Below are 17,687 nucleotides of genomic sequence, written 5' to 3' on the forward strand. Positions count from 1 at the left end.
TCAATTATGAAACGGCCCGAGATTAATGACAGCACCGCAGAGCTATTTTTTAAATATTATTATCAAGATAGAGGCATGCTTAAGTGGCAAGGATACTATTTATCAGACCACACTAGTGCCCTAAATCACCAGGCTGAGGAGAAAGCCCACACGATTCACAGGCAAGTTGCCCCAGAAATGACATCAATAGAAATTGATGAAGTAATTAACCATGCGATCAAAAAGAACACCCTTATCTCGATTCAAAGTAATATTAAGGACGATGACGGCGTATTTCCCCCACCAATTTCTGGTCACATTCGCGGCTACGAAGATTCCCGGTTATTTTTGGATAGCGGCGAATCAATCGAGTTGGTTGATATAAGAAGCATCGTTCAAAATTAAAGGACCAATGGTTAAGCTCCTATGGCTACCGTTGGTCCTTTATATTAAATCGTCATCATTTTTGTTACTAACAAACTAACAATTCCTGATGTGGTACTTGGAAATGCAAATATCATTTGGTTTAATTCTGATGCTGAAATTTGCTTATTGATAACTAATGTTAAGAAGTTAAGTAAATCAGCTGCTTCATTTCCATAAGCTTCTGCACCAACTAAAGTTTTAGTTGCTCGATCAATAACCACAGTTATTTCTGCATCAACTTCATTTTTAGATTGAAAGAGCATTTGCTTACCATACTCAATTTTTTCAACTACCAAGTTATCATCATTAAGTGCACTAACTGAGCTAACTCCGACATTGGCAATCCTTGGCAAGGTAAAAACAACGGCAGGAACAACTGCATAGTTGATTGGATTAGAATCTCCAAGAATTTGCCCAGCAATGTAATTAGATTCAAAAGTTGCTGTTGGTGTTAACTTACCCACGCTCTTATCCAAAACATCCCCACTGGCGTAAATGTTAGGAACGCTTGTCCGCAAATGATCATCCGTAACGATTCCTTTAGCAGAAAAATCTATATTTAAACCATCGAGACCGATACCCTCAACATTTGGCATTCTACCCGTTGCATCGAGAACATAGTCAGCTTCGATTTGATTGCCACGACTTGTTTTAACAACTAAGCCAGTGGTACCTTTTTCAACTACATCAACTGAAGTTGAGAAATCAAACTTAACCCCAGCCTTTTCCAGCTTACTAATTGCCTTAGCAACATATGCTTGATTGAAGTTTGCTAAAGCTTTATCCGCATACTCAACGATAGTAACCTCGCTACCTAGTTCAACTGCCATCGATGCAAATTCCAAGGAAATTATTCCGGCACCAATGAAAACAATTTTATGAGGCATTGCTTCTAGTGATAAAAAGTCCCGACTATCGTGAAGAAATTCACTTCCAGGAATGTTAAGCTTTCGGGAATGTTCTCCAGTTGCAATCACAATGTTCTCAGACGTGTACTGATTATTGTCGACAGAAACTGTGTGATCATCGCTAAGCCTACCATGCCCCTTAATAATAGTAATTCCCACCGCCATAAATAATTGTTCTAGTTGATCTGGCAACGGGTTAATAATCTTTTTCTTGTAGTTCATCAAGGCATTCCAATCAATCGTGACATCTTCCTTGATAATTTCTGGATACTGTCTTAACTGATTTTTTAGTTCAAACGGGCCATCCAATAATATTTTGGGATCACACCCATAGCTGGTACAAGTACCCGCAATAGTATCTTCTTCTACGATTGCAACTTTCTTGCCGGCCTGGCTAAGAGTAACTGCTGCATGCCAGCTTGCGTGACCACTACCAATAAAAATTACGTCAAAATTCATATTAAATCCCTCCATTTTCAATCGTGCGCGATTGATTACCGCTAAAAATAACGAATCCAACGTTATTCTATTGAATTCGCTAATTCAGAAATCAATTCATTATTAATTTCCAAAGCCTGACGATACTTTTCGATATCAAGTTTTCCTTCAGCTATACAACTTGAAACAGCTTCAAAAACTGCATCTTGGCTGTTAACGCCCTTGCTTGTTAAGCTGACAATTAATTGCCGCTTATCGGTGGCGTCCCGATGACGAGTAACCCAACCTGCCGCTTCCAGCCGTTTTAGTAGTGGTGTTAGCGTATTGCTCTCTAGATCAAGTTGCATCCCTAATTGATTTAACGCCAGGTTGTCTTGTTCCCACAAAGCCAGCATCACAATGTATTGAGGATAAGTCAGGTCAAAGTCTTTGAGGGCTTGTTGATAAAACTTATTAAAAAGTCGATTAGCATTGTAAACGGAAAAACAGAGTTGATTTGCTAAGTTCATTTCTTTAGGAATCAATTAATTCTCTCCAATCAATCGTGTGCGATTAATTTTCAGTATACACCATTTTTTTGGCAATACAACCCAAATTTTGAATCAACCTATTCTTTCTGATTACCAGTCAGTGGGACACCTTGTGGACCACCCGAAACCATCTCAATCATCCCTAAGAAACTTGGTTGAATATTCAAATCAGCTAGTTCACTTTTATTAATCGAGTACCGGATCGAATCCTCATCTCCATTTGCAACCTTAGAAACCCATTTGGGTTCCCAAATCATCTCGTGACCAATCGCTAAAAGATCGTAGTCTTCAGCAGCCTTTTCAACTTGTTTTGGAGTAGCTAATGAACCAACCACGATGATTGGAAACGCACCGGCAACCTGCTTCTTAATCAAACTATTAATAATTCGCTTATCTTCGTGATTGCGAATTGATGTTCTCCAAACATCATTTTGAGAAACGTGAAGGTAATCAAGTGGCTTTTGCTTAAGGGCATCAATCAATTTCATAGTGTCAGCAAGCGTAATGCCTGGTTCTTCCAATTCCTCTGGAGATAAGCGGTAACCCAAAATAAATGGCGCAGTTGAATACTTATCAATGGCATCTTGAACAGCGTCAATAACGGCCAATGGAAATTTCATCCGTTTTTCGACTGAACCGCCCCAACTGTCATCTCTACGATTTGAGTGTGGTGAAAAGAATTGCTGAATCAAATACGTATTCGCCCCATGAATCTCAACCCCATCAAATCCAGCTTCAATTGCCCTTCTAGTTGCTTCACCAAAATCTTTAATCGTTTGCAAAACTTCTACTTCTTCAAGAGCACGTGGAGTTTCGTGCCCTGGACGGGGAGCGGCAATTGCACTAGCACTTATTGGTTGCTCGCCACGTAAAATTGCACTAGATGACATCCGACCCGCACTGAAGATTTGGATAATCGCTTTTGAACCACCAGTTTTCATAGCAGCCGCCAATTCAGAGAGCCTAGGAACAAATTTATCATCCGCAATACTAAGTTCCCCTTCAAACCCTTTGCCTAGCGGATTTACATTGGCAACCGCACTAATAAACATCCCCGCTTGACCAGCACGTTGTTGATAATAATCAAGTTCATCTTTAGAAACCGTTCCGTCTTCCATCGCCATTCGTTCAGTCATTGGTGGAATAACAACACGATTTTTAAGAGTGATTCCCTTATTTTCTAATTTAAATGGATTCAAAAAATTATATTTTGCCATGATGGATTCCTTTCACTGCCAAATTTTTATGTTTAATAATTGTGCGACCATTTATAAAGATAGTCAACGTTCCTAATAAAAAAGCAGTCGTATCCAATTTGATTTCGATTGGATGCGACCACTACTATGATTATTTAATTTCTGAAAGGCCCTTTTTTCTTCTACCTGAGTTGAACCATGGGCTAACTGTAAATGCCAAAATATCATTAACCACGTAAACTGCTGAGTTCACAGCCATGGCTAAAGTTGCATCGCCTTGACTAAATGTAATTCCCCAAAGAATCAATTGGAAAATTCCTGAGAACAACCACCAAAAGTATTGGTTACTGTATCTCATGAAACACATAATGCCGGCCGTTAAACTAACAGCAAAGCTTAAGGCATCAACATATGGACGAGGATCATTGGTGAATGCGCCAATTGCCCAGCCAGATACAAAGTAGACAATTACCGTCCCAACAATGGCAATAATCCACTGCTTCAAACCAAACTTCCGTAAATTATTAACAGTGTTATCATTCCAAGTCTTTACAGATAACAACACTGGCAAATCCAATGTTGCCACGTATGCAACTTGTTCAAAAATTGATAGGTAATTTTTTGCAGTCCAACCCGCATAAATAAAGCAGATTGCTGATAAAATTCCTAACCAACCGTTCACAGCCTTAGCTGCGTTGATTGATAAAATACATAATACCCCAAGGGTTGTCCCGATAAATGTAATGAATGCTACTGGTGTGATTGGGTTAGAAACCAACGTCATGATTTGTAAACCCATTGAAAACCAGAATAAGTAGTAGTTTTGTTGCGGCCAGCCCTTTACCTGCTGTGCCAACCACTTAAAGTATGTAACTAAATTGTGTCGTTCGCTTGTTGATGCTAAATTATCCAATTCTCTCACTCCCAATATTTAATTGGGCTGCAGCCTTATAACTATATATAGTGTCGTATTTGAAAAACAACACTATATATAGTATATCCATCTGAATTCAAAGTCAATCTTTGATTGATCCAAATTTAAGAATAACAAACGGCACGAATTAAAATTATACAGAGAAAATCAATAATAAACCAGCTTATTTTTGTCGGTTAGCAACCTCTTTTTTGACAGCATTCATCACAGAATCAATTGGCATATTCATTCCTGTCCAAAGTTTGAACGCTGCTGCTGCTTGAAAAACTAGCATTCCAGTCCCGTTCATCACGTGACAGCCTTTTTGCTTAGCTACTTCTAACAGCGGGGTCACTAAAGGAAAATAAATTGCATCAAAAACTACCTGATCAGGATGCAGATTTGCTAACTGACTGGGTGTTAATGGGAAGTGATTATCACCCGCCATTCCAACATTAGTCCCGTTAACGACAATGTCTGAATCCTTAATAGCATTCTCTAAGGCAGCTTCGTCATCAAAAGGAACAACTGATACTTGGTCACCCCAACCAGTCATTTCTTTCTTAACTTCGGCAAACGAATCATTATTTCGTTTAAACACGGTAACCTTGCCGGAATTCGCCTTTACCAAAGCCAAAACGATCGACTTTGCCGCTCCCCCAGCACCAAGGACCGTTACATGTTTGCCAATAACATCGACATTCTCATGAGCAAGCGCTGCAATAAAACCGTCCCCATCGGTGCTGTATCCAGTCAAAAAGCCGTGGTCATTGACCACCGTATTGACAGCCCCCAACTTTCTGGCGGTATCAGATAATGAATCTAGATGGGGTAACACAGTTTGCTTAAACGGCATTGAAAGGTTAAAGCCACCAATTTCCATTGCTCTCATTGATTTGAAAATTGGTTCAATTTCGGCAGTTTGAACGTCAAAGGCAAGGTAGACTGAATTTAATCCTAGTTCGTTGAATGCCATGTTGTGGATCAATGGCGACATACTATGCCGAGCTGGATGGGCAATAAATCCATATAAAGTTGTGTGTCCATCAACCATCTACTTCGCCACCTTTAACTGGTCAATAATTTTATCTGCTACTTCAAACGGAGTAAGTTCATCGGTTGCAACTTGCAAATCGCTTACGTTCAGGTATGTGTCGTGTCGTTGGGCCTGTAAGTCTGCTAATCCCGCTGCCCCTAATTTTTCAACTAATGGCCGATTATTATCTCCTGCCAACCTCGCCAAAATCGTTTTAATTGACGCCGACAACAACACAACTGGTGCCCCCGCTTTTCCCAAAAATTCTTGATTGTTTCGCTGCATCGGGGTGCCGCCACCAGTTCCTAAAATTCCTGGAAATTCATTTGTTGATTGCAAACATTGTTGCTCAATCATTCGAAAACCATCTTCACCACGTTCGGCAAATATTTGTGGGATACTCATCCCCGTCTGCTCAACAATTAATTGGTCTAAATCAAAGTACTGCTTTCCCAATCTATCTGCTAACAGCTTGCCAACAGTGGTTTTGCCACTGCCCATGAACCCAACTAAAATTAAATCCATAAATATCACCCCTGATCGATTAATTGCCTAATTTCTTGTGACTTGCTAAAAAAATTGTGAATTGCTGTTTGATTACCAGCCTGAATATCTTGTTTAATGGTTGCTAAAGCCTTGGAAAATTCATCAATTTGATCCAAGATAACCTCTTGATTGCTTAACATAATTGCAGTCCACATATCTGGATCAGCAGCTGCAATTCTAGTGGTATCTCTAAATCCACCTGCTGCGGATTCAAGACCCACCTCTGTGTTTTTAAGCGAACTATTAGTAGCTTGTACTAACGATGAAGCAATAACGTGTGGTAAATGGCTGGCAGCACCAACAAACTGCTCGTGATTTTCAATTGAAACAACGCGCCATTTGCTCGTTGAAGTTTTCAATAAGCGTTTGATTTGCTCAACCCCAGCCATTCCGTTATTGGGGATTAAAAAGTAAGTTGCCTGGGAAAATAAATCCGTTCTACCTGACTTAGCTCCCGTTAAGTGTGATCCGGCCATTGGGTGACCCCCAACAAAAGTGATATTGTGATCACTCAACACTTTCGCAGCGGTCATGATTTTTGCCTTGGTGCTACCAACGTCAGTGACAACCACTCCAGGTTTTAAATTCAGAGTGGGAAGTTCCTTTATCTGGTCGATAATGACGTCAACCGGCCCGCACAAGAATATTACGTCAGCTTGTTGAGCCCCCTGTTCAAACGACACCACTTGGTCAATCAATCCACTCTGGATCATAAACTGACCGTTGGCGTCGTCGGGATCACTTCCGGTAATTTTCACTTCATCGTCTCCTTGACGAATACTTCTCGCCAAAGAGCTACCAATCATTCCTAGTCCACTTATAAACACAGATTCCATATAAAACCGCCCCCTAAATTAATCGTGCTAAATCATCAAAAAAATCTGGATATGAAATTGATACAGATTCTTTTCCAGCTAACTCTAAGTGTGTGTCCACTAATAAATCCGCCACCGCCAAAGTCATCCCAATTCGGTGGTCACCGTGACTATTCAGCTGAGATGATTCAACATGCCAATCTTGACTACCATTGATTACAAACCCATCTGATTTCTCAGTAATATCAATTCCGAGCTTTTTAAATTCCTCGGTGATTGCAGCAATCCTGTCAGTTTCCTTAACCCTTAATTCTTCCGCTCCAGAGATGGTGCTGGTTCCCGCTGCTCTGGCACACAACAAGGCAATAATCGGTAATTCATCGATCATCGCCGGAATTTTCTCGGCAGAAATATCCGTCGCCGTTAGCTGTGATGAAGTAACAACCAAGTCCGCCAGTGGCTCACCATCCCGATTGATATTTTCCAACTGAATGTTGCCACCCATCCGTTTCACAACGTCCAGAATTCCAGTTCTCGTCTCATTGATTCCCACCCGTTGTAATCGAATTTGTGAGTTTGGAACCAAAAGCCCCGCAGCAATGAAAAATGCGGCAGATGAGATATCACCTGGAACAGTTAAATCGATTCCCTTAAGTCGTGGTTGAGGGTTAACCGTAATTGTAAGTTGATCCTCACTGGTAACAATCTTTCCACCAAACGCATTTAACATGGTTTCCGTGTGGTTTCTAGTTGGCAACTTTTCTCTGATTATTGATGGCTCATTTGCTTGTAATGCCGCAAAAATCAATGCGCTTTTAACTTGGGCAGATGCAACCTTCATCTGGTAGTTAGTTGAATGAAGTTGTTTGCCATTTACAATCGCTGGCAGGTGACCATCAGTTGTGATAACTTCAGCACCCATAGTTGCAAGTGGTTCACTTACTCTGTTCATCGGCCGTTTAGAAAGCGAATCATCACCAATCAGCTCACTCGAAAAATTTTGACCGCTTAATATTCCCATTATTAATCTGGTTGTCGTTCCAGAATTTCCCATTTGCAGTTCATGCTTGGGTGCCTCTAACCCGTTGAAGCCAACACCGTGAACAATCACATGCTCATCAATAATGTCGATTTTTACTCCTAGGTCACGAAATGCATTAACTGTTGATAAACAATCATCTGAAAACAAAAAGTGATTAATTTTGGTTTCACCTTCACTAAGTGCGCCTAGCATAATTACGCGGTGGGAAATACTTTTATCACCCGGAACCAGAACTTCACCATGAAGTCCTTTCGGCGTTTTTACTAAAGTTGTCATCTTGTCATCCCACCTTAAAATTCTTTGAATTCTTCACGATATTCCGTGATTTGTTGTTTTAATCGGTTTAAATTGCTACCGTCAAATGTATCGGTAATTGCCTTGGCAAGTTCAATTGCCACAACACTTTCAACGACAATTGAAGCAGGAACGATGGCTGTCGTATCAGAACGTTCTACGTTAGCCTTCATCGTTTCCTTAGTTGCGATGTCAACGCTTTGAAGAGCTTTGTAAAGTGTAGGGATTGGCTTCATCGCTGCTTTGATTACTACCGGCATACCGTTCGTCATTCCACCTTCAAATCCTCCAAGGTGATCAGTAAGCCGACCAAATCCTGCCTGTTTTTCCCAATCAATTTCGTCCATCACTTCACTACCTAGACTTGCAGCCGCTGTAAAGCCGTCGCCAATTTCGACTCCCTTTATGGCATTGACTCCCATGACTGCGGCTGCTAATTTTGCATCTAGCTTGGTGTCCCAACTAACGTAACTTCCTAATCCTGCCGGAACATTTGTGGCAACCACACGGGCAACCCCGCCAAGGGTGTTACCATCCTTTTTGGTTTGATCAATCAAATCATGGATTGACTGAACTTTATCTTGATCAACAATTCTTAAATCATTTTGCTTGATGGAATTTTCAATCGTATCAACGTCCAACGTCCTGTGGTGGTCCGCTGCGATTGAGCCAACTGACTCAACGTGGCCAACGACTTTGATTCCAAGTTGATTAAGCAATTGCTTACAAATCGCTCCAACCGCAACTCTCATTGCGGTTTCGCGAGCAGACGAGCGTTCCAATACGTTCCGTAAATCTCGATGACCGTATTTCATACCACCAACTAGGTCCGCATGACCTGGGCGAGGTCGGTTTACTTGCCTCAAAGTATTTTCTGAAGTTTCTGGACTGGTTGGATTCATAATTTCGCTCCAGTGAGCGTGGTCGCGGTTTTTAACTACCAAGGCGATTGGTGAGCCTAATGTCTTCCCGTGACGTACACCGCCAACAATTTCGACAACGTCATGTTCAATTTTTTGGCGGTTACCGCGGCCATAGCCTCCCTGACGATCAGCTAACATCTGATTGATTTGATCAACGTCTAGCTGAAGGCCAGCTGGGATTCCTTCTAAAATTCCTGTTAGTTGTGGTCCATGAGATTCTCCTGCAGTTAAGTAGTTCATTTTGCTTCCCCCACCCGGTTTAGTAATTGATTTTGCTGCTTTTTTGATTCATCCATAATCTTTTTGAAAATTTCGGTAATTGCCTTACCAACCTGTGGGTCCCGTAAGTTCTCAGTTACCTTTGTCAGCACAACGTCCTCTCGTTGAGAATTAAGCGTTGGAATTCCGTCCCTGTCCTTCACTGCCGCAATCATTGCCGTGAAGTCAAACCGTTCTTTCAAAAGTTCTGCAATTTCCTTGTCTGTTTGGTCGATTTGCCATCGAAGTTGTTCTAAATCTGTCATAGTAAAGACTCCTTACTTATTTTTATTTGAATTGATTCCAGCCATATCGATTCTGGCTAATTGAGTAGCAGCTTTGCGCTGGGCACATAGAATGGTAGCTAACGAAAGTGCCGCCCCTAAAATTCCAATCATCACATCAAAGTTGATTACTGACTGAATACTGGTGCTTGCTAGCCAACCTGTCACGATGGGAACAGTGAATGTTGCAATGCTACCAAATGTCATGTACAACCCCGTGATGACGCCTTTGTGAACTGGGAACATCTTAAGCAACAGGTTTAGTGCTACTTGCAGTACCCCACCTGCAGCGGTAAAACCGAAGATCCAGGCTGCCGCACTCACAATAATTTGATTAGTTAAAGTACTAATGGAAAAAAGTGCCAGCAATGATATTAAAGTTGAAGTCAATAACACCTTTTCTTCAGCAACTCCTACCTTCAATATGATGAAGGTCACCACAACCCCCATGATTGAACCAATGCTGTACAGTGAAAGCAATCCGTGAGACATAATGACTGACATGTGCAACTTGTGCTGAGCAAAGACGGTAATCCATTGAGTAAACAAAATCATAACCGCCATTGAGGTGTATCCGTACATTGAGAGAGCTACTGCTGAAATTACCTTTTTAATACCATGCAATCCACTTTCGCTTTGTTGAGTTTCAATTGCTGCATTAACCTTTGGAAACTCAACTGTTCGAATAATTCCCAAATTAATAACTAGTAGGATGAATGGTAGGATGAATGACCAGCCAAACCAGAGCGAGTTGGTTTCCAAAGTCGCCACAATCAACGGTAAGATAAACTCACCTAGCGACATGAACGCTTTAATAAATACATTTGAAGCCCCTGCATTACCACCCATTTCGATAAACGTTGGGTATGTTCCAGCATCGAAAGCTGAATTGGCAATTCCTGCAAGAATTGCCAGACCATATGCAGCAACTAGGTTAGTCGTAAACGGGATTCCAACGAAGAAAATCATGTAACTTAAAATTCCGAATAGTACCATGTGCTTACGACCAAATCGGTCAGATAAGTATCCGAACAAGAAGTAGGCGATTAACTTTCCAATTCCGATTCCCGAAATAACGTAGGAAACCGTTGCAATTGGCACGTGCCAAAACTTTCCTAGTTCCTGCATATTTTGAGTTAATATGATCAACCCAATTCCGTGAACTATGTAATTGAGGTATAAACAAAGTGATAATTTTCGTCTTGAAATTTTATCCATATATTTCACTCCTTAGATATAAAAAAGGACCAGCTAGATTTAATCTAGCTGGTCCTTGGTCTTGTAGAAGACTCAAACACTTTAATCAGCTAGACTTACTCGTCTAGCCGGTCAATCATCAATGATTGTCTTCCGTTTAGACGTGAGCGCTTATGCGCCCACGTTAAAGCGGACGCTACCTAATAAATAGATAGCTAAAATACCATTTGTTTTGTTGATGATTGGTTTGTGTCATAATTGATCTTCCTTTCGTTTTTTATGTTGAATCTATTAAAACAATTAAAAAACTAAATGTCAACACTCATTCAAAATTAATTTAATTCTCATTTAAATAAATAGTAAATTCCACTGAGCCCAATAAACGAAAAAACACTTTTTTCAATCATGTTGATATTCATATGTTTCGTAATCCGGTTGGCAATCATTGTTCCAATGACCCCGCCAACAATTCCAATCAAAATAAATTTAATGTCACTAGTTGTCAAAATCCCACTAGCAAACCTAACTGTCGTTATGTAAACTTGGTCGATCAAGAAGAAAGTTTGAATACTGGCTAGGTACTCCTCCTTGTTTTTGGCTAACGACAAAAAGTACATTGCCATTAATGGGCCACCAATTCCAAATAGTCCGTTAAAGAATCCCGAAATAATCATAAAGATTAACGCTACATAAATCGGATACTTGCGACCATTACCTAGTGATTTGAAGAACAAGAAGTAAATCGACAGGCACAATAATAATCCACCTAGCAGCATCTTCAATACTTTTACATCCAAAGCTGATCCCAGTTTTAGTGACAGAAATGCAACCAGACCATACACAATAAACGGACCAATTATTCGTTTGACCTTTAACGCCTTACGGTAGTGCCAAGCCATCATTAAATTGGCCACTGACATGATCAAAGATGCAACTCCGGCACTTTGGGGAATTGGCAAGATTGACGGTAAAAAAATCATTAGTACAATTGCCGACCCAAATCCAGTAATTCCTTGAACCAGTGAAGCTAAAACTGCAGGTAATAATACGAGTAGTAACAGTTCCAACTAATCGCCTCCAAAAAATCGTTTAATAATAATTATACGCTTTTAAACAATAGTTAAGGTTATAAAAGGGGAGCACTACATGAATCTCTGATTCAGTCGTAGTGTCCCGACAAGAACAGTAACTATCTGAAGGAACGAAAAAACGCAGTTATAATTTCAAAAAGAGAAATTATAACTGCATTTTTTCGATTACCCTAATTTTGTCTCAGTCGCTCAACATAACAACTATTTGGTTTCTACCATTTTTCTTGGCTCTGTATAAAGCATGGTCCACACGATCATACACATCTTGATAGCTCTCATCAGTAACTTGAATCGTAGTTATTCCAACCGATAAAGTCGTCGGTTCATCTAAATCAAGCTCAGTTCTTTGAACTTGTTCCCAGCGGCGTTGAAGTCGAGTAATCAATCCTCTAGAAACTTCCGGACCAATACTGGACATGATTAGTGCAAATTCTTCACCACCTACCCTAAAGGTTTCGGTTCCTGGCACCAAGTGGGATTCTTCAGTTAACAGTTCTGCAAATTTTCTTAGCAATGTATTCCCCATAGGATGTCCATGTTTATCATTGACCTTTTTAAAGTGATCGATATCAATTTCCACCAGCACAACAGGAATCTTTTTAAGTCTGTTGAGATTAAAGAATGCTTCTAGCCTTAGATTATATTCACTAAAGTTTTTTAGCTTGGTCACCCCATCAGTGGAGGCCCCATAAGCTGCCTTTGCTACATAATCATTTTCACTTGCTAACATATGCAAAACCACACCCAAAATTAAGCTCAGAACACTAAAGGCTTCCCAAGAATGAATTGCGTGCTTGAACAATCTGATACCAGCAGTATCGTTAGATAACCCCAAGTAAAAAAACAGTGAAACTAGTTCAATTCCCAGTAAATTTTTAACCAACCGATACCCCGGTCGATTTGTAATATAAAAAATCATCCGTAACGAAATGACCGTTGCTACCAAAAACAGCCAGAAAATCAAATCTGTAGTTGAACAACCTGTCGAAACAATTCGGCCAATAAAGCCCACTAATACAACGAAAAGACCACCCTTAAAGCCAAGATATAGCGTAACGTAGGTAACCATCAAGACAGTAAAGTTCAAAATCGTTGTATTTTCTTTTGGATCAATTGCGGCAATTTGAAAAACAAACGAAAGGACACTGAAGTACCCAATACTAACCGTATTGAGCACTCCAAACGTATAGTCGATTTGTGATCTTTTAGTCTCATAGTAACTTAACGTTTTCATCACAATCAGATGATAAATCATAACGATTCCAAGCACGATGAAGCAATTCATTGCTACTTGTTCTAGATTGACCAAAAACCAATTCATGAAAAAAACCTCTTTTCAAAAATCCAATCAGTCGTTAACCGGTCGTTTTGGCTTGCTCTCTCTTAGGGCTCTTCCAGGTACCGCTTCCCCGTCCCAAAATAGTTTTGACGGCTCCAACAAATGTCCAAACAATCGTTAACGGATTAATAATCCAATAAAACATCATGTATAAAGGCGCAAAAATCCAATATTTTAATTTAGCACCATGAAAATCTAATATCAGTGCAGTTAACAACTGGACGCTTCCAGCAATCACTTCACTAGTAATCATCAAAAATGAATAGCCAACGTACTTAATCGCAGCATCATAATTACCAGTAATCAATAGACCAGCCATTAGGGCGATAAAAATAACCGTTGAAACTACGTAAAAGAACGACCAGATTATAGACAGAGTAGAGTCTAAAAACATCGTGAACTGATACTTGTTCTTAAGCGGGTGTTTTAGAAAGGCCATAATGTTGGTTAACCAAACTTCAGTTCCACCTTTAGCCCAGCGACTCCGCTGCCTAAACAACTCTTTTAACCTTTCTGGAACAGTCATATGGAACTTAATCTCTGGCGCAAATGTCGGTACAGTCCCCTTTAGGTGTTGATCCCAAGCAATGCTAATATCTTCGGTTGCCCGATCTTGTCTGAAGCCGCCAACTTCAAATAATGCTTCTTTTTTATACATAGTATTTGCACCACTATAAGCATACATAGAATTGTTGATTGCACTTTGACTACGCTTAATAATCCCAACGATACTTGAAAACTCAACGGTTTGAGATTTTCCTAGAATTGAACTGCGGTTTTCGACATCCATATTAGCCGTAACTGCAGCAGTATTGATATTTTCTTCATTGGTAAAGTAACTCATGTATTTTTTCAAGGCATCAGGCTCTGGAAGGGTATCTGCATCATTACTTAGAATATAGTCCCCCTTAGCAAAGAACATTCCAATATTAAATGCATGTGCCTTTCCCTTGTTATCCTCTACCCTGATTACCCTTAGCTTAGGGAATTCAGCTTGGAGCTGACTTAAAATTCGGGGCGTATCATCAGAAGAGCCATCGTCCATCACCAACACTTCGTAATTTTGATAATTGATTTCAGTGAATAAGTACTTTATAGTTTTTTCAATTAAAATTTCTTCATTATGAGCTGGAATCATGATGGTGATCATTGGCGCATCTTTTGTAGAATCTTCATTAACAATTTTCGGTTCTTTAATAAAGATTCGGTACATAATCGCACCCCAGAACCAGAAGAATGCTCCCATAATCGGATAAAGGGAAAGTAAAAAAAATCACCCACTGCAGTAAACCCATGTGCATCATAATTACTTCTCCTTGTCTTCTTTAATCAAATTCTGTAACTTACCATCTTCAATATTCAACTCTTTAGGAACAACAAAAGTTCTAACGTTTTCACGAAATTCTTCATCCCCGTATTTGGAAGTAGCAAATTCATTTAACTTATTAATCACCACTTGCCGTTCAATTGGATTAAAGTTTGGCCACTTATCCAAATAGTGCCGGCTTCGTTCATGTTGAATAATGGCCATTGAAATTGAAAAGGCGCCAATAACCACAAAGGTAAATATCAAAATAATCAATAAAAATTCACCAAAAATGACCAAGTCCTTGAAATCAACGTAAATTCCAAAAATTTTCAGGCCATGGCGTTTAAGAATCATCCCAAGGATTAGCATCGGAATAAGTACAGTTATCCAGCCAAACAATGCAATCAAAGACTCTTTAACTTTTATAACTAAGTTTCCTTTTGAAAAGAAGTCATCCTCGTAATTCTGGTTTTTATTACTCAACTAATTACCCCATCTTCTTTAATTCTGCAGTTTCACCAACATACCATCCTTGAACATAGTTGATTCCAAGGTAGCGAGCCAGGATATGATCAGAGTTAGTTTCAACTCTTGAAAGTACTAGTTTGATTCCGTGACTTTGAGCAAAAATCAGCCAAGCACCCAAGTTCATATCAAGCCAATCACTTTCATCGGTCTTGCGATACTCATCCATAGAACACTTTAAATAATCAATTGACTCAGCCACCTCACTTAGCTTCCTTAAATTTTTAGCATGACTGCCAACTGAATCAAGACAAATTTTTGCACCTAATGATCGGGCATAATTCATTCGTTTAATTAACAAAGATGACTTCCAGTTATTTAAATCTGCAAAACTGATTTCAATCGCTAGTTGATGACTAGTAGTTTGACTTATTAGACTCTTGATAAACGGTTCAAAACTAGCATTCATTAATTGCTCTGCTGATAGATTGATTGAAATATTCTGTCCAGCAGGAATTTCTTGAATTGCGACTTTAAAAAGGCTCAAAAATTGGTTCAAAGTTAAGTAGTTCGGTCGGTCGGGCACGACCCATTCACCAGTCTGATTCAATTTTCGAAGTAGTAACTCATACCCTAAAATATGTGAGTTAATGTCAAATTGCGGCTGACCAAAGAACTTTAAGTTGCCTTCGGGTCCGCCTTTGCGGTGGCGATCATAACTCAAAGAGTAAATAGTATATATAATAGTTAACGCCATTAACGCAACTATTATTGTCGTGGCCACTACCGCCAAGTGATCAATCAAATTAGTAAACATTTTTAAGCCTCATCTCAGTTTAATTCACAACAATAAAAACTAAGAGTCATTATACATACGGCTTTTGTAATAAGTCAACACTACTTTTTAGATAATGCACAACCTAACAAGAGAATGTGCATTATCTAAAAAAGCCCGGCAAATTGCCGAGCTTTCAACGTTTATTAAATTAAAGCAATCCGCCGCCATCAACAGCATATGCTTGTCCTGTAATGAAATCTGCCTTTTCACTAGCAAGAAAGGAAACCATATTTGCAATATCATTTGGTTCAACCGTTCTTCCCAGAGGAATGGTGTCAACAAAGTCTGCCTTGTTCTGTCCCAGAGGCTTACCATTGATATCAGCCATTTTGGCATCAATTTCATCCCACATACCAGTTGTGCCAACTACTCCTGGAGCGTAGGCGTTAACGGTAATGTGATCATGAGCTAATTCGTTAGCAGATGATTGGGTAAGACTAATTACAGCGGCTTTAGTTGCTGAATAGGTTGCCCAGACTGGAAAAGCTCGCATTCCTGCAATTGAGGATGCGTTAATAATTTTTCCGGCAACACCAAGTTGCTTGAACTTTTTAGCAGCAGCTTGAATTCCGTACAGAACACCAAAAACGTTAATCTTGAAGCTAAGTTCCAAATCAGCTTGCTTAATTTCTTCTACCTTATCAACCTTGGCAATTCCTGCGTTATTGACCATTACATCAAACCCGCCTAGTTCATTGCTAACTTGATCAACTGCGTTTGTAAACGCTGCTTGGTCAGTAACGTCCAGCGCAACGAACGTTGCTTTTTGGCCAGCACCCTCAACCTCTTTGATTACACTTGCAGCAGTATCTTTTTGACCTGGTAAATCTGCGATTGCAATATCAAAACCATCTTTAGATAGATGACGAGCAATCTCTGCCCCAATTCCTTGAGCTCCACCAGTAATCATCGCAACTTTTGCCATTGTAAAATTCCTCCTGAATTTTGATAACGTAATTTTATTCTCTTGTGCACAACTTATCAAGAAAAATGTAGTGTAATTTTGCCACTTGTCTGTAATCTACCTGCCACAAACATTGTCAAAAATTACATTGTGGACGACACATTTAGTTTACATTTCCTACCAAAATCCAACCACCGCAGCCTCTGGAACAATATTTCAGTCACTATATTTTAGTTATCAGATTACAATGTGGCCGTAATTGTTCTGACACCTTAAGCAGTTATGATAAATCCCGTTCCAAATTAAAAATAAATCAATGAGGTGTTCTTTTGAAGTTTCATAAAGGATTTTTAGCATTAGCATTTGCCGGCGCAATTTTTGGCGGTACAGCCGTATCAGCCAGCGCTGACACTTATAACCAAGCAAATAGCCAACCTACCTACAGCACCAACTATAACTATTACCAACCTACTAGTTATGGTTACTCATATGATCAGGCTAACAATGGTAGTCAAGCATACAATGGTCAAACAACCAATACAACCACTGCTACTAGCAGCACACCTACCAGTGACAAGGCACAGTCAGTTGTCGACCTTGCCAAAAAGCTTGCTGGTCAAAACATCCCTTACGTTTGGGGTGGCGAATCACTTAGTGGAATGGACTGTTCAGGATTAACTGACTATGTGTTCCAAAAAGCTGCTAACATCAGCTTAGGTCATTACACAGTTACCCAAGAAAGCAAGGTAACTACTGAATCTGTTGCTAACGCTAAGCCCGGCGACCTTCTATTCTGGGGTGGCCATGGATCAACTCATCACGTAGCAATCTACATTGGTAATAACCAATATGTTGCTGCTCCTCAACCAGGACAAAACGTTGATATCGAAACCATCAACAGCGCATTCATGCCTAGCTTTGCCGGACACGTAAACGGCTTAGCCTAGACCACATTC

Annotated in this window: 19 protein-coding genes; 2 read left to right on the forward strand and 17 right to left on the reverse strand. The window is 39.9% G+C overall.

What is annotated here, in order from left to right; all coding sequences use genetic code 11:
• The first annotated feature begins 6 nt into the window (after positions 1-6).
• A complete protein-coding gene (locus tag PL11_RS01340; RefSeq protein WP_052127637.1) occupies positions 7-384 on the forward strand; it encodes a hypothetical protein in 378 nt (125 codons plus the stop codon).
• 44 nt (positions 385-428) lie between these two features.
• Here PL11_RS01340 and PL11_RS01345 read toward each other — a convergent pair whose 3' ends face one another.
• The 17 genes from PL11_RS01345 to PL11_RS01425 all read right to left on the reverse strand — a co-directional run bounded on the left by PL11_RS01345 (position 429) and on the right by PL11_RS01425 (position 16,752).
• Positions 429-1,772, reverse strand: coding sequence for a dihydrolipoyl dehydrogenase family protein (locus PL11_RS01345; RefSeq protein WP_035165776.1), 1,344 nt, complete (start codon positions 1,770-1,772; stop codon positions 429-431).
• 62 nt (positions 1,773-1,834) lie between these two features.
• Complete coding sequence (locus tag PL11_RS01350) at positions 1,835-2,272, reverse strand: MarR family winged helix-turn-helix transcriptional regulator (RefSeq protein ID WP_202817842.1); 438 nt, start codon at positions 2,270-2,272, stop codon at positions 1,835-1,837.
• An 86-nt stretch (positions 2,273-2,358) separates the two neighbouring features.
• Positions 2,359-3,498, reverse strand: coding sequence for an NADH-dependent flavin oxidoreductase (locus PL11_RS01355; protein ID WP_035165778.1), 1,140 nt, complete (start codon positions 3,496-3,498; stop codon positions 2,359-2,361).
• Between the two features lie 130 nt (positions 3,499-3,628).
• On the reverse strand, positions 3,629-4,390 hold the full coding sequence (gene pnuC / locus PL11_RS01360; RefSeq protein ID WP_035165779.1) for a nicotinamide riboside transporter PnuC: 762 nt from the start codon (positions 4,388-4,390) through the stop codon (positions 3,629-3,631).
• A gap of 184 nt (positions 4,391-4,574) precedes the next feature.
• Positions 4,575-5,444 (reverse strand): shikimate dehydrogenase, encoded by an 870-nt coding sequence (locus PL11_RS01365; protein ID WP_035165780.1) that lies wholly within the window; start codon positions 5,442-5,444, stop codon positions 4,575-4,577.
• The gene (locus tag PL11_RS01370) at positions 5,445-5,951 is read right to left on the reverse strand and encodes a shikimate kinase (RefSeq protein ID WP_035165783.1); all 507 of its coding nucleotides are present in this window, start codon (positions 5,949-5,951) and stop codon (positions 5,445-5,447) included.
• Between the two features lie 5 nt (positions 5,952-5,956).
• Complete coding sequence (locus PL11_RS01375) at positions 5,957-6,808, reverse strand: prephenate dehydrogenase (protein ID WP_035165784.1); 852 nt, start codon at positions 6,806-6,808, stop codon at positions 5,957-5,959.
• A gap of 13 nt (positions 6,809-6,821) precedes the next feature.
• Positions 6,822-8,105, reverse strand: a complete 1,284-nt coding sequence (gene aroA / locus PL11_RS01380; protein WP_035165786.1) for a 3-phosphoshikimate 1-carboxyvinyltransferase — start codon at positions 8,103-8,105, stop codon at positions 6,822-6,824.
• A 14-nt stretch (positions 8,106-8,119) separates the two neighbouring features.
• Positions 8,120-9,286, reverse strand: coding sequence for a chorismate synthase (gene aroC, locus PL11_RS01385; protein ID WP_035165789.1), 1,167 nt, complete (start codon positions 9,284-9,286; stop codon positions 8,120-8,122).
• Positions 9,283-9,570 (reverse strand): chorismate mutase, encoded by a 288-nt coding sequence (locus PL11_RS01390; protein ID WP_035165791.1) that lies wholly within the window; start codon positions 9,568-9,570, stop codon positions 9,283-9,285. Before PL11_RS01390 ends, aroC begins: the two co-directional genes overlap by 4 nt.
• Positions 9,571-9,582: 12 nt before the next feature.
• Positions 9,583-10,806, reverse strand: a complete 1,224-nt coding sequence (locus tag PL11_RS01395; RefSeq protein ID WP_035165793.1) for an MFS transporter — start codon at positions 10,804-10,806, stop codon at positions 9,583-9,585.
• A 323-nt stretch (positions 10,807-11,129) separates the two neighbouring features.
• A complete protein-coding gene (locus tag PL11_RS01400; RefSeq protein ID WP_035165796.1) occupies positions 11,130-11,852 on the reverse strand; it encodes a sulfite exporter TauE/SafE family protein in 723 nt (240 codons plus the stop codon).
• Between the two features lie 205 nt (positions 11,853-12,057).
• Positions 12,058-13,197, reverse strand: a complete 1,140-nt coding sequence (locus PL11_RS01405) for a GGDEF domain-containing protein (protein ID WP_035165803.1) — start codon at positions 13,195-13,197, stop codon at positions 12,058-12,060.
• 34 nt (positions 13,198-13,231) lie between these two features.
• A complete protein-coding gene (locus PL11_RS01410) occupies positions 13,232-14,461 on the reverse strand; it encodes a glycosyltransferase family 2 protein (protein WP_078256881.1) in 1,230 nt (409 codons plus the stop codon).
• Between the two features lie 60 nt (positions 14,462-14,521).
• Complete coding sequence (locus tag PL11_RS01415; RefSeq protein WP_035165805.1) at positions 14,522-15,007, reverse strand: hypothetical protein; 486 nt, start codon at positions 15,005-15,007, stop codon at positions 14,522-14,524.
• Positions 15,008-15,011: 4 nt separating this feature from the next.
• Positions 15,012-15,806, reverse strand: a complete 795-nt coding sequence (locus PL11_RS01420) for an EAL domain-containing protein (RefSeq protein WP_035165808.1) — start codon at positions 15,804-15,806, stop codon at positions 15,012-15,014.
• 169 nt (positions 15,807-15,975) lie between these two features.
• Positions 15,976-16,752: an acetoin reductase gene (locus PL11_RS01425; RefSeq protein WP_035165810.1), complete on the reverse strand. Its 777-nt coding sequence runs from the start codon at positions 16,750-16,752 to the stop codon at positions 15,976-15,978.
• 308 nt (positions 16,753-17,060) lie between these two features.
• Here PL11_RS01425 and PL11_RS10465 point away from each other — a divergent pair, with 308 nt between their 5' ends.
• On the forward strand, positions 17,061-17,678 hold the full coding sequence (locus tag PL11_RS10465; protein WP_035165818.1) for a C40 family peptidase: 618 nt from the start codon (positions 17,061-17,063) through the stop codon (positions 17,676-17,678).
• Positions 17,679-17,687: the final 9 nt, after the last annotated feature.

This window comes from Lentilactobacillus curieae, assembly GCF_000785105.2.
Lineage (GTDB): Bacteria > Bacillota > Bacilli > Lactobacillales > Lactobacillaceae > Lentilactobacillus > Lentilactobacillus curieae.